This window comes from Microcystis sp. M53602_WE12, from assembly GCF_030065455.1.
GTDB classification, from domain to species: domain Bacteria; phylum Cyanobacteriota; class Cyanobacteriia; order Cyanobacteriales; family Microcystaceae; genus Microcystis; species Microcystis aeruginosa.
The window spans coordinates 1-11,892 of sequence record NZ_JASJFB010000304.1; the positions used below are offsets into that span (position 1 = coordinate 1).

Genomic DNA, 11,892 nt, shown 5'->3' on the forward strand with positions numbered 1-11,892 from the left:
TACCAGATATGGGAGTGATCAGGGGGAAATTCAGCTACTTTTTCCCTGAAAATTAGGTAATTGACCCCCTCAAAATCGGTAAAACCCCACACCCCACACCCTACACCCTACACCCTGCCCCTAGGAAAAACTTTTTCAGCAAACCCTAAGTAGGGAGGCACAATTATTTGTGGGATGGGTTAGCGGTAGCGTAACATGAGCGGGCGTTGGGTTTCATGTTTCAACCCAACCTACGTTCATCTGATCACTGATAACTGATCAGTGATCACTGATCACTGATAACTGATAACTGATTATGAGATAATGTCTGATCTCACTTGTAATTTTTGACTTGCATGACCATCGTTACCGAAGCCTTAACCGAGTTGGAACCAGTCATAAAAACTACCTTTACCGTCGAGGAAATTCGCCAACTACTGCCCCATCGTTATCCCTTTGCCCTAGTTGATCGGATTATTGACTATGTACCAGGTAAAAAAGCTGTTGGCCTAAAAAATGTCACGATCAACGAGCCTTTTTTCCCCGGTCATATTCCCAACCGTCCCTTGATGCCGGGGGTGTTAATTGTTGAATCCATGGCCCAAGTGGGGGGAGTGATTTTGACCCAATTACCTGGGATGAAAGGGAAATTTTTTGCCTTCGCTGGCATTGATAAAACCCGTTTTCGTCGTCCTGTGGTGCCAGGGGATCAATTGATCATGACGGTGGAATTATTATCCTTCAAGATGAATAAAATTGCTAAAATGCAAGGGGAAGCAAGAGTCGATGGGCAATTGGCCGCTCAGGGCGAAATGATGTTTTCCATCTTTGATTGACCTATGAATTTTGATCGAGATCGTCTCCGACAAGAACTAAATTTATTTGCTATTCTAGGGGCTTTTATCACCAATATTTTCGCTAATATTTTCCCTCTCAACGGCGAAAATATCGGGGCTATCTCGAATACAGTTTTTCAAGATGTCTTAATTATTCCCGCTAATTATGCTTTTGCTATCTGGGGATTAATTTATCTGGGTTTAATTAGTCTGGGAATTTACCAAGCTTTGGCTTTCAATAAAACTGAACCGCGTTTGCGTCGGTTAGGCTACGAATTAGCCATCGCTAGTGCTTGTCAGATTCTCTGGGTAATTCTCTTTCAATTGCGTTTTTTTACCCTGTCTTTATTGACAATGCTAGGCATTTTAATTCCTCTCATCCGGCTTTATCTTCGCTTAGAAATTAATCGCTTGATTGTCAATCGTAAACAGGGTTTATTAGTTAATGCTCCTATTAGTATTTATTTCGCTTGGATTACCGTAGCCACGATTGTCAACGTCGCTTCGGTGTTAGATTGGATCAACTGGCAGCGATGGGGTCTAACAGACCAGATCTGGACGGTAATAATCCTAGTTATCGGGGCGATAATCGCGATTTTAGTCGGTTTAAAAAGAAAAGATCGGGCTTTTATCGGGGTGTTTATCTGGGCTTTTTTGGCGATCGCTGTTAAACAGATTTCTCTGCCTCTAATTGCGATAACAGCGATTATATTAGCGATTACCCTAACTTTTTTGGTTTTTCGTGGCAATTTTCGTCCTCTGAGTCGTTAAGATGCGGGATCACAGCGAATTTCGACGATAAAGCCATCGGGATCGTAGAAGTAAACCCCTCTCCCAGTCGGCCGGGTCACGGGTCCACTAGCAATAGTAATTCCCTGACTTTGTAGCACTTCTAGGGCAAAATCGAAGCATTCCGGGGCAATATCGAAGGCTAAATGATTGGCACGGGTAAAAGCGATTTCGGGATTGTCGTCGGGAGGGTTTAAATCTGGTTCCCAAAATAGGTCAATTACTGTACCATCGGGGGTGATAAAATTGGCCACTTTTCCCTGGGCAACTAATTCTTTTAAGGTACTGGGAATTTTTTCGCCCACTAATTCCTCTAATCCTAATATTTCCCCATAAAAATGACGGGAAACCTCCATATCTTTGACGTTGAAAGCAATATGATGGACTTTTCGCAGTTGACCGATTTTGAGTTTTTTCGCGGTTACGGAAGGACTAATAGTCATTTTAGTTAGGGTTTGCTGAAAAAGTTTGTTGGTGGGGTGTGGGGTGTGGGGAGAACAAATAAAAATAATCTCCTGACGACGGACAACTTAAGAGTTAATTTTTTGCAATAATTGTCGAATGGATTCTGCATCTTGAGCGTTGGGTAGGAGAGCGAGATAGAAGCCTAAATCCTGTTGCGCTTGGCTGAGTTGTCCTATTTGATAGTAAACTAAACCTCGATCGCGCAGCTCTAGGGGATGATTAGGAATGAGCAAAAGTAGCAGATCTATTGTCCGAATTGTCTGAGACCATTGTTGACGATTCAGGTAAATATATTTTAAATTAGTCAACAAACGTAATAAAATTTGCTGATTGGTAGCAATATTGAGAAAATGTTCTTCTAATTTAACTGGCTGTTGATAAACTTGACTTAATCTTTCTTGACAGTCCTGTTTAAATAGGATTTCACCACCGTGAAAGGGATCGACAAAAATTTCCACTTCCTCGAAATCGGGACGGATAATAAAATGCCCAGGCATACCAATTCCTACCATGGGAAAATCGATCTGTTTGGCAATCTCTAAATAGATGATCGAGAGAGTGAGCGGAATACCTGTGCGGCGATCGATTACGTCATTTAAGTAGCTATTGCGGGGGTCATAGTATTCTTGGGTATTACCAGTAAATTGTAAATCTTCAAACAAATATTGATTGATAACCTTGACTATTTTTAAGGGATATAATCTATCTGGTAAACGTTTTTTTACCTCGTCAGCCATTAAATTTATTCTATTTAAATAGTGATCAATCTTGAGACGGGGATATTCAAAATTGGCTATTTGTAGGGCTGCCCGAGCTAGATTTATCTCAGGGTCAGGATGTTGAATTGTTTCGATGAAAGCTTGGTATAAGAGTTCAAGGGTCATTAGAAAAGGGTATTAATCAGATTATCAACTATTTTAACCGATCCTTCTGGTTTTATGGCCTCTCTTTTCTGAATCACCATTAAAGATTCAGTGATTTAGATGAGCTTTCCCTGGAGGAGTAACGAGAAATCTTGTCAAGGTCTAGATTAACCACCGCTTTTTCTAAAGGTATCGTGCGACAATTTTTATTTTGATTCTGCACTTGATAAACTAATTGATTTGTCCAATCTAAAGCAGTTAACCAACCACTTTGAGGATGATAAACCCCAGTTTCAATGTCTAGCCAACCGTTGCCGCGAGCTAGTTGTCCCGGTTTGACATCGGGAAAGGTAAAGGTTAAAGTATGACCTGTGATAATTAGTTTATCCTTGAAATAGGGTTGGGTCATGGCATGAAATTCGTTTCTAATCCAACAAAACTGCTCGTTTGTTTGCTGTTCAAGGGGATATTCTGGGTGTACTCCCGCGTGAACTAACCAAATATCTCCTAGGTCTAAATAAGCGGGTAGAGATTGGAACCAATTGATATGCTCGGCGGGTATATTGTTATTATAACTTAGTAGTGTCGCCGCCCCGCCACTCTCGATCCAGCCGTTAAACCATTTTTCAGAAACTTCTTTTCCTGCCAGAGCTTTTAAGAGCATATATTCATGATTTCCTAGGAGACACTGATAGTTATTTTTGATCACCAAATCCACCACTTCCAAGCTCTGCTGTCCTCGATCGATTAAATCCCCCAGAAAATAAACCTCATCCTCACTATCGGGAGCAACTCGGTTTAATAGTCGCAAAAGTGTCTGAAAACTGCCATGCACATCTCCGATAATAATACGACGCGGTTCTTGAGTCTGTTTCTCTATTTTTTTAAAAAACACACACCCCTCTCTAATTGCTGAGATTGCTACTCTTTTATCGCTAAAAAAGCAGTTTTTATAAGGTCTTAATTTTATTATAGGACAAAGCTTTCCCTCTGACAGTCACTGGTTTTGGGGAACGCCGGAACTGCGGGAGAAAGGCTGTAAGTAGGTGGGTGGAATTAAATATAAGATGAACTTAGGTTGGGTTGAAGCATGAAACCCAACTACCGCATGGGTTACGCTACCGCTAACCCATCCTACAAATAATTGTGCCTCCCTACTTAATTGTTTTGTAAAGTATTTTTGCAATCTCTGGGCAGGGAGCGGACAGGTTATGGTATTATTTTTTTATGATCAGTTTTTATACAATTGGATGTCAGCAACTATCAACTAACGCACAGATTCCCATTCTAGAAAAAAGTATCTCACAAAAATGCTCCCTTGTCAAGCATGATCAAAAAAAAAGTTTTTTTTTGAGATTATAATAAAAAAAAATTAGTTTTCTGCTTCTATGATAACCCTAATTAACGCTAGAATTCCCGCCTATCAGGATCGACAACAAGTAGAAATAAATGCTGCGGGAAAGATCGAGAGAATCACGGAGATGGGGGGAAGGAAAAAAGGGGAAAAGATTATCGATATGGAAGGGGATTGGCTATCGTTGGGAGGAGTAGATTTACAGATCAACGGAGGATTAGGATTAGCATTTCCCGACTTAGAAATAACAGATCTAGAAAAATTAGATAAGATTAGTGATTATCTTGGGAATCAAGGAATTGATGGTTATCTGCCCACCTTAGTAACCACGTCTGTGGAGAAATTTCAAAAATCCCTCTCAGTAATTGCCAAATATATCGAGAAACAGAAACAGGAAAATCGAGCGAGCGCGCAGGTTTTAGGAGTACATTTAGAGGGACCATTTTTAAACTATGAAAAAAGGGGGGCGCATCTGGGACAATATCTTTTAACCCCAAGTATAGAAACAATAGATAAAATTTTTGGGGACTACTTATCGATCGTAAAAATTATCACCCTAGCCCCCGAATTAGATAGTAGCGGTACTGTAATTAAATACCTAAGCGATCGAGGGATTACCGTCAGTTTAGGACATTCGCAAGCGAGTCAAGAAATAGCCAAAAAAGCCTTTTTACAGGGGGCAAAAATGGTTACTCATGCCTTTAATGCCATGCCTCCTTTACACCATCGTCAACCGGGGTTATTAGGGGAAGCAATTATCAATCGCGATGTGTATTGTGGGTTAATTGCCGATGGTCAACACATCCATCCAACCATGATAGAATTATTACTAAAAGCCAGTAATTATCATCGAGGAATTTTCTTAGTTAGTGATGCTTTAGCGCCGATCGGTTTAGAAGATGGTGTCTATCCTTGGGACGAGAGAGAAATTGAAGTTAAACAGGGAACAGCAAGACTTTTTGACGGTACTTTAGCGGGAACAACCTTACCCTTATTACAAGGAGTAGCCAATTTAGTTAACTGGGGAATATGTGATTTAGAAACGGCGATTCTTCTAGGCACAGAATCTCCCAGAAAAGCGATCGGATTAGCAGGTTTATCGGTGGGACAATCTGCCAACTTTTTGCGCTGGCAATCGGCATCAAATTGGGAAAGATTGGATTTCCGCCAGCATTTTGGCCTCTAACTGTTGAATGAGGGTATCGAGATCCACTTCGAGGCGATCAAAACATTCAGGAGGGGAAAGATCGGGTTGAAAATAAATCAATTTTACCTGACCATCACCGATAGCGACTATAGCCACTTCTTCCCTGGGATTATAGCGGTAAATAATCCCAAGCATCTCTTGAATTTTGCGATTAACCTGGCGATTTAATTTCTCTAGAGCCTCCCTAGAACAACAGACAAAATGGGGCTGGGGTTTAAGATCGATGCCCAGGGTTTCTTGGGCATCTTCTCCCCATTCCGAGAGTAAACCCCACATTAAACCGGCTAATTCCTGTTGATTTTCTTGCACGAATTGATCTAATTGATAGCGCCATTGATTAGCGGGATCATCGGGGATTGGTTGTTCAAATCTCATCATTAGCCTCTTTTCAGTTATCAGTCTTCAGTTATCAGTTATCAGTTATCAGTCCTTAATAAGGGGTGTGCCGATCCCCCCTACCCCCCTTGATAAGGGGGGTGCCGATAGGCGGGGGGATCCCCCTTAATAAGGGGGGAAAGCTGACAATTTTTAACACCTACCTACTTAACGACGGTACTCATCACCGCAATCACCGATCAACTGCAATAAATCCCGGGATTTTTGCAAGACATGATCAATTTTTTGATAGTCTTGGGGGGATAATTGAAAATCGAAAATACGGGCATTTTCTTGGATATGTTCAGCAACACCCAAACGCACCCCGATAATTGCCCCGGCTACGGCCTTTTGTTCGAGAACGTAACGCACTGCCACATTAGGAATGGTGACGTGATAGGAATCAGCGATCGCTTTAAGAACGGTTAATAATTCTTGGAATAATTGCCAGTTTCCCCAAGCATTGATCATGTTTTTATATTTCCGTAAACTAGCGGTATTGAGACTCATGGCATTGGGTTCGGGATGACCGAGATATTTTGCCCCTAATAAGCCTCCTGCTAGAGTACCATAGGCGAGTAGATAGATGTTATGTTCTTGGCAAAATTGCGCCATTTTGACGAGGGGACGGCGATCGATTAGAGAAAACTGGACTTGATTGGAGACTATTTTAATCCCGGCGCTGAGAATAATTTTTAAATGTTCCGTGTCGAAATTAGTCAAGGCCAGGTGTTTAATTTTGCCTTCCTGTTGTAATTCTCCTAAAAAATATAAGGCATCTAGATAATTTTTATCGCGATAATCCCACCAGTGAAACTGCAATAAATCGAGACTATCCACATCCATACGACGTAGGGAAATAGCGATATTTTTTGCGACTATTTCCTTAGTCATTTTACCCGGACGGGGAACCCATTTAGTGAAAGCTTGCAGATTATTTAAGGCATCAATGCCCCTTTGGGCGACTAATTGACGACGAAATTCACCGATAAAATCTTCGGCCGGACCGTAATGATCGGCCAGATCCCAAGTGGTGAAACCGGCATCTAGATAGGAGAACATACTAGGGATCGCTTTTTGGGGTGCGATCGAACCATGGGCTCCTGAAACTTGCCACATTCCGTTCAAAATACGACAAATTTCCAGATCGGGGGTAAACTGTAAGCGACGAGATTCGGACATGAGAGCTTTTCAGTGTTGTCAAAGGCACGGCGTAGCCGTCCAGTAAACAGTAAACAGTAATCAGTGAAAAGACAGCAGAAAACTGCCATTGAATACTGCTCACTTAATATTCTATTCTCCTACTGACCACTAATCACCGATTACTGATTCAAGACAGATCGATCGTACCTGTCCAGAAAAAAGCGGCAAAGGGGAAGACTTTCGGAAAAATCTCCCCCTTTTTGGGTTTCTGCTGCTCAATTTTTGCTGGGTTAATATTCCACTTCCAATCGCGCTGCGGTGACAGCATCAAAAGCGAAAGCGAGAACTATAGGCATGGGACAAGCGAGGGTGATACAGAGAATTAAAGCTGTCAGAGTCAATCCGATCGCCACTCCTAACCAAAGTTTTTCGGCAGGGGATAGACCTTTTTGGCGCTTAATGTTTTGTAACACTTTGGTGGGAATTGGTTCTGGCATCACGGCATTGGGAGGGAATGCCCAATAATTACTGTAGCGTTCGAGAAATAGCTCTGTCCAGCCGTTTTCTTGACACCATTCTTGAATCCATGGTTCGTGAAAGTGTTTCATTGCTTCCCTGTTGACTTTTTCCGGTGATTACTATAAACATCTCCTGATGTGAATTTCATCCTAGCAAAGCTATCTTAAGGGTCGATCGGATTCAATAAAACTTAATATATGAGTAGTCGGTGAAAAGTAAAGTTAACGGTGAGGTAAGGAGTCAGGAGTCAGGAGTCAGGAGTCAGGAGTCAGGAGACAGGAGATAGGAGATAGGAGATAGGAGATAGGAGACTCCGAGACAGGAGATAGGAGACAGGAGATAGGGGATAGGAGACAGGAGACTCCCAGATAGGAGACTCCGAGACAGGGATCAGCTTGGGGATTGGGTGTGAGGGAATAGGGAAATAATTGTTAAAAAATTTCGGTTCTCGATTCGGTACAGATTGCCTGTAATTTTTGGTCCCAAGTATCGAGGGGAAGGGTATCGAGATAGGCAAAGTCAAAGACAATCCCGATCGAGGGGATAGCTTGCCATTCGGGGGAATGTAAGAGACGATCAAAATAACCCCCCCCGTAGCCTAAGCGATAACCTTGGCGATCGCAAGCGACGGCGGGAATTAATAGTAAGTCCACTTCAGCCGGTAAAATGAGAGGAGCGATCGCTGTTGGTTCGTAGATGCCATAACGATTTAATTCTAGGGGATCGTCGGCAGTCCAACAGTGCCAAGTCAGGCTATCTCCGTCACAACGGGGAAAACCCCAGCGATGGTGTTGACAAAATAAGGAACTTAAATCCGGCTCTTGACGATAACTGAAGTAAGCGAGAATGGTTTTAGCGTGCTGAAAGAGGGGTAAAGATTGTAAATTTTTGCAAAGTTGCTGACTATTTTCTTGCCAAATATGCTTAGGAAGCGCTCGTCTTTGGGCAATTAGTTGTTTGCGTAATTGGGCTTTTTTGGTAGCAGAATCCATAAAATAAAGATAAATATTTCTGTAGTCACAAGATGCTAAATCTATTTAACTCGCTTTTTGGGCGTTATAACGAGAATATCAAGGCCAATGTGGAAATTTATACTTGGGCAACTTGTCCCTACTGTATTCGGGCTAAATGGTTGCTGGGTTGGAAAGGGGTAAAATACACCGAATACAAGATTGATGGGGATGAAAGCGCTCGTCAAGCCATGGCCGAACGGTCCAACGGTAAACGCAGTGTACCACAGATTTTTATTAATAATGAACATATCGGTGGTTGTGATGATTTGTATGCTTTGGATGGTCAGAAAAAATTAGATAATTTACTGGCTAAATGTGGGACTATCTAAAGTCTATTGATGAAAAAGCCTATGAGAAACATCGGCAATGGATGCAGTTAGCTTTAAATTTAGCGGCAACTGCGGGAAACCGGGGTGATGTACCTGTGGGAGCGGTTATCGTGGATAAACAGGGACATTTAATCGCTCAAGGGGCTAATTGCAAGGAAAAACACCATGATCCCACCGCTCACGCCGAAATTCTGGCGATTCGTGCCGCTAGTCAAGTGTTAGGCAATTGGCACTTAAAGGATTGTACCCTCTACGTCACCCTCGAACCCTGTCCCATGTGTGCCGGGGCAATCATTCAGGCTAGATTAGGATTATTAGTGTACGGTGCTGACGATCCCAAAACAGGAGTTATCCGCACTGTGGCTAATTTTATTGATAGTCCTTTTTCTAACCATCGTTTACCGGTAATCGCGGGAATTTTAGCCAAGGAATCCGGGGAATTATTACAAACATGGTTTGAGAAAAAAAGATGAGAAAAATTTGAGTAATTATCGGGACGGTTGATAAATTTAGCTAAATTTATCAAATTATTGCCTTAGACATGACAAAAATAACCCATGATTAAAAGCTTTCGATGTAAAGATACAGAAAAGCTATATAATAAGCAGTTTGTTAAAAAGTTTTCTGGGATTGAACGATTAGCGATCAAAAGATTGCGTATTTTAGAAAGTGCTAATACACTAGAAGCATTGGCAGGATTGCCGAGTAACCGCTTAGAACGTTTAAAAGGAGATAGAATCGGTCAATATAGTATTCGTGTCAATGACCAGTATCGTATTTGTTTCTCATGGGATGATGCAGCTACTAATGTTGAAATTGTTGATTATCATTAAGGAGAATTCACGATGAATAATTGGGAAAGTCCTATCCACCCCGGTGAAATTTTAGCTGATGAATTAGAGGAAATTAATCTTGATGTTTCTCAGCTTGCCACAAGAATTAATATCTCTGAGAATGAACTTGAGCAAATTCTCAAACGTCAAGGAAATATCACGGGAGATATTGCTTTAAAATTAGGGCGTTTTTTTAATACAGGAGCAGAAATTTGGATGAATTTACAAAAAGCCTATGAGTTAGATATAGCGAGGGAAAAGTTAGGAAATACCCTCGAAAAAATTATTCCTTATCAATCCCTGTCTTCAGGATAAATTCTCTTGGATTCTATAATTATTCATTTGGCTGCATCTCACATTTGCAGAAATAGCGACAATCAGCAATTATCAGTTATCCTTAAACTGATACAAATGTATGAATAACCGCGTGTGGGAGTTAATCATACTGTTAACAGTGGACTAGCTGATCACCACCAGTTGCATTAACTGGATCTTTTGCCAAAATGGAGTAAATATGGTAGCGGGGGGATGGTCAATGACAGCACAGGAAGTATTAGAGTTGATTCAACGGGCAAAAGACGAAAGAGCGGAGAAGTTGGATCTGTCCAACAAAAACTTAACAGAAATTCCCCCCGAAATCCCTCAACTCACCTCCCTGCAAGAACTCAACCTCAGCTTTAACCAAATCAGCGAGATTCCAGAAGCGCTCGCTCACCTCACCTCCCTGCAACGCCTCTTTCTCAACAATAACCGAATCAGCGAGATTCCAGAAGCGCTCGCTCACCTCACCTCCCTGCAACGCCTCTTTCTCAACAATAACCAAATCAGCGAGATTCCAGAAGCGCTCGCTCACCTCACCTCCCTGCAACACCTCTACCTCAGCAGTAACCAAATCGGCGAGATTCCAGAAGCGCTCGCTCAACTCACCTCCCTGCAATTCCTCTACCTCAGCAATAACCAAATCAGCGAGATACCAGAAGCACTCGCTCACCTCACCTCCCTGCAATACCTCTATCTCTACAATAACCAAATCAGGGAGATTCCAGAAGCGTTCGCTCACCTCACCTCCCTGAAAAGCCTCTCTCTCAGCAATAACCAAATCAGGGAGATTCCAGAAGCGCTCGCTCGACTTACCTCCCTGTGGGTCCTCTTTTAGTTTGCTCTGGACGGGTAAAATCAATGAAACGACCTTCAATCAGTTTTTAGAGGGTTTTTGGCGATCTATCAGGATTTTTAAAGGACAAGAACCAAAAACCAACAACGATGACACCTCCCAAGAAACCCCCGAATCGGAGCAGTAAAGATTTGCTTACCACAGAAAGGTAACTTAGGCAAAAAAGTTTACAAATATTTAATATTAATCTCTCTTTTTATCAAACTGGGAAAACTCTTGGCCTTTTCCCGTTCTCAACCTCTTATACTAAATCCGGTTATTAAAAACTGATTATTTATTCTCCCTTTTGCCTCTTGCCTCTTGCATGAGTGCCTGTCCTCATATGTAGCCTATACTCAACGGATTTAGTATTATATGCTATTCACAACTAATCTAATCAGTGTGGCCAAGGGAATAATTTCTCTTTGACAAAATCCCGGTAACATTCTGTCTGTATATGATATTGAAGATGGCTTAAAAGAGAGTTGGTTACAGCGATTATCTTGGCAATATGTTAAAAGGGATCGAGCTACCGCTCAAATAATTGCCCAAAGATATCTGGCCGCTAGTCCCTGTTTAGAAACCCTGCTAAAACTCCCAGAAGATTCCCTGGGTTATCATTATGCTACTCACCTAATTAGTCTCAATTTTGATCCTAATTTTTATCGGTCTATTCAGGTCAATTCCGATACAGATTATCTGCTGCTTCGCTTACGGCAAACTCACGATATCTGGCATATAGTAACGGGTTTTGGTGTCGATGTGACGGGAGAATTGCAACTGAAAGCTTTTGAATTAAGTCAAACTCGTCGCCCTCTAGCTATTGTCCTACTTTTAGGGGGATTATTCGGAGCTTTATTTTCTTCTCCACTTTCCTTAGCCTCTCTCTGGGAAGAGATTGTCATCGCCTATAATTTGGGAGCATCCCAGTTTTGCAATGAGTAAAAATACTCAGGCAATATCGCCGTTGAGATAAGCACAACGTAGCTTCAAATACTGAGGAACATTCTCTGCTTTCCATTGTGCTCCCACAA

At 41.8% G+C, this 11,892-nt stretch carries 16 protein-coding genes; 9 read left to right on the forward strand and 7 right to left on the reverse strand.

Annotation, left to right across the window (positions count from 1 at the left end; all coding sequences use genetic code 11):
• Positions 1 to 335 precede the first annotated feature (335 nt).
• Both fabZ and PX482_RS10885 read left to right on the forward strand, forming a co-directional pair.
• On the forward strand, positions 336 to 815 hold the full coding sequence (fabZ, locus tag PX482_RS10880) for a 3-hydroxyacyl-ACP dehydratase FabZ (RefSeq protein WP_002762366.1): 480 nt from the start codon (positions 336 to 338) through the stop codon (positions 813 to 815).
• A gap of 3 nt (positions 816 to 818) precedes the next feature.
• Complete coding sequence (locus PX482_RS10885) at positions 819 to 1,586, forward strand: TspO-related membrane protein (protein ID WP_002762364.1); 768 nt, start codon at positions 819 to 821, stop codon at positions 1,584 to 1,586.
• Here the strand turns inward: PX482_RS10885 and PX482_RS10890 are convergent.
• The 3 genes from PX482_RS10890 to PX482_RS10900 all read right to left on the reverse strand — a co-directional run bounded on the left by PX482_RS10890 (position 1,583) and on the right by PX482_RS10900 (position 3,827).
• The gene (locus PX482_RS10890; RefSeq protein WP_288058546.1) at positions 1,583 to 2,047 is read right to left on the reverse strand and encodes a VOC family protein; all 465 of its coding nucleotides are present in this window, start codon (positions 2,045 to 2,047) and stop codon (positions 1,583 to 1,585) included. The genes PX482_RS10885 and PX482_RS10890 overlap by 4 nt on opposite strands.
• An 87-nt stretch (positions 2,048 to 2,134) precedes the next feature.
• Positions 2,135 to 2,953, reverse strand: coding sequence for a SirB1 family protein (locus tag PX482_RS10895; protein WP_002762361.1), 819 nt, complete (start codon positions 2,951 to 2,953; stop codon positions 2,135 to 2,137).
• A gap of 79 nt (positions 2,954 to 3,032) precedes the next feature.
• Complete coding sequence (locus tag PX482_RS10900) at positions 3,033 to 3,827, reverse strand: metallophosphoesterase family protein (RefSeq protein WP_288096379.1); 795 nt, start codon at positions 3,825 to 3,827, stop codon at positions 3,033 to 3,035.
• A gap of 493 nt (positions 3,828 to 4,320) precedes the next feature.
• Here PX482_RS10900 and nagA point away from each other — a divergent pair, with 493 nt between their 5' ends.
• Positions 4,321 to 5,472, forward strand: a complete 1,152-nt coding sequence (gene nagA / locus PX482_RS10905) for an N-acetylglucosamine-6-phosphate deacetylase (protein WP_288096380.1) — start codon at positions 4,321 to 4,323, stop codon at positions 5,470 to 5,472.
• Here the strand turns inward: nagA and ccmS are convergent.
• The 4 genes from ccmS to PX482_RS10925 form a co-directional block, all read right to left on the reverse strand.
• A complete protein-coding gene (ccmS, locus tag PX482_RS10910) occupies positions 5,428 to 5,868 on the reverse strand; it encodes a beta-carboxysome assembly chaperone CcmS (RefSeq protein ID WP_288122435.1) in 441 nt (146 codons plus the stop codon). The genes nagA and ccmS overlap by 45 nt on opposite strands.
• Positions 5,869 to 6,036: 168 nt before the next feature.
• Entirely contained in the window at positions 6,037 to 7,050 is a 1,014-nt protein-coding gene (locus tag PX482_RS10915) for an aldo/keto reductase (RefSeq protein ID WP_002762346.1), read from the reverse strand.
• Positions 7,051 to 7,301: 251 nt separating this feature from the next.
• On the reverse strand, positions 7,302 to 7,619 hold the full coding sequence (locus PX482_RS10920) for a slr1957 family protein (RefSeq protein ID WP_002762345.1): 318 nt from the start codon (positions 7,617 to 7,619) through the stop codon (positions 7,302 to 7,304).
• A 342-nt stretch (positions 7,620 to 7,961) separates the two neighbouring features.
• Positions 7,962 to 8,522 carry a 5-formyltetrahydrofolate cyclo-ligase gene (locus PX482_RS10925; protein ID WP_002762343.1) on the reverse strand — a complete coding sequence of 187 codons (561 nt, stop codon included), beginning with the start codon at positions 8,520 to 8,522 and terminating at the stop codon, positions 7,962 to 7,964.
• 32 nt (positions 8,523 to 8,554) lie between these two features.
• Between PX482_RS10925 and grxC the strand changes: the two genes are divergently transcribed.
• From grxC to PX482_RS10955, 6 genes are all read left to right on the forward strand, one after another.
• Entirely contained in the window at positions 8,555 to 8,872 is a 318-nt protein-coding gene (grxC, locus tag PX482_RS10930; protein WP_002751734.1) for a glutaredoxin 3, read from the forward strand.
• The gene (tadA, locus tag PX482_RS10935; protein ID WP_002762341.1) at positions 8,857 to 9,345 is read left to right on the forward strand and encodes a tRNA adenosine(34) deaminase TadA; all 489 of its coding nucleotides are present in this window, start codon (positions 8,857 to 8,859) and stop codon (positions 9,343 to 9,345) included. The genes grxC and tadA overlap by 16 nt, the downstream gene beginning before the upstream one ends.
• A gap of 84 nt (positions 9,346 to 9,429) precedes the next feature.
• Positions 9,430 to 9,705: a type II toxin-antitoxin system RelE/ParE family toxin gene (locus PX482_RS10940; protein ID WP_002762339.1), complete on the forward strand. Its 276-nt coding sequence runs from the start codon at positions 9,430 to 9,432 to the stop codon at positions 9,703 to 9,705.
• Between the two features lie 12 nt (positions 9,706 to 9,717).
• Positions 9,718 to 10,020 (forward strand): HigA family addiction module antitoxin, encoded by a 303-nt coding sequence (locus PX482_RS10945; RefSeq protein WP_002762337.1) that lies wholly within the window; start codon positions 9,718 to 9,720, stop codon positions 10,018 to 10,020.
• A 220-nt stretch (positions 10,021 to 10,240) separates the two neighbouring features.
• Positions 10,241 to 10,861, forward strand: coding sequence for a leucine-rich repeat domain-containing protein (locus PX482_RS10950; RefSeq protein ID WP_288122434.1), 621 nt, complete (start codon positions 10,241 to 10,243; stop codon positions 10,859 to 10,861).
• 555 nt (positions 10,862 to 11,416) lie between these two features.
• Complete coding sequence (locus PX482_RS10955) at positions 11,417 to 11,803, forward strand: Coq4 family protein (protein WP_502888554.1); 387 nt, start codon at positions 11,417 to 11,419, stop codon at positions 11,801 to 11,803.
• The last annotated feature ends 89 nt before the right edge of the window (positions 11,804 to 11,892 follow it).

Coding starts and splice junctions, on each gene's coding strand:
- PX482_RS10945 (WP_002762337.1), top strand. CDS start 9,718: ATGAATAATTGGGAAAGTCCTATCCACCCCGGTGAAATTTTAGCTGAT.
- PX482_RS10950 (WP_288122434.1), top strand. CDS start 10,241: ATGACAGCACAGGAAGTATTAGAGTTGATTCAACGGGCAAAAGACGAA.
- PX482_RS10915 (WP_002762346.1), bottom strand. CDS start 7,050: ATGTCCGAATCTCGTCGCTTACAGTTTACCCCCGATCTGGAAATTTGT.
- PX482_RS10940 (WP_002762339.1), top strand. CDS start 9,430: ATGATTAAAAGCTTTCGATGTAAAGATACAGAAAAGCTATATAATAAG.
- grxC (WP_002751734.1), top strand. CDS start 8,555: ATGCTAAATCTATTTAACTCGCTTTTTGGGCGTTATAACGAGAATATC.
- PX482_RS10920 (WP_002762345.1), bottom strand. CDS start 7,619: ATGAAACACTTTCACGAACCATGGATTCAAGAATGGTGTCAAGAAAAC.
- PX482_RS10925 (WP_002762343.1), bottom strand. CDS start 8,522: ATGGATTCTGCTACCAAAAAAGCCCAATTACGCAAACAACTAATTGCC.
- PX482_RS10895 (WP_002762361.1), bottom strand. CDS start 2,953: ATGACCCTTGAACTCTTATACCAAGCTTTCATCGAAACAATTCAACAT.
- PX482_RS10890 (WP_288058546.1), bottom strand. CDS start 2,047: ATGACTATTAGTCCTTCCGTAACCGCGAAAAAACTCAAAATCGGTCAA.
- fabZ (WP_002762366.1), top strand. CDS start 336: ATGACCATCGTTACCGAAGCCTTAACCGAGTTGGAACCAGTCATAAAA.
- nagA (WP_288096380.1), top strand. CDS start 4,321: ATGATAACCCTAATTAACGCTAGAATTCCCGCCTATCAGGATCGACAA.
- PX482_RS10885 (WP_002762364.1), top strand. CDS start 819: ATGAATTTTGATCGAGATCGTCTCCGACAAGAACTAAATTTATTTGCT.
- tadA (WP_002762341.1), top strand. CDS start 8,857: ATGTGGGACTATCTAAAGTCTATTGATGAAAAAGCCTATGAGAAACAT.
- ccmS (WP_288122435.1), bottom strand. CDS start 5,868: ATGAGATTTGAACAACCAATCCCCGATGATCCCGCTAATCAATGGCGC.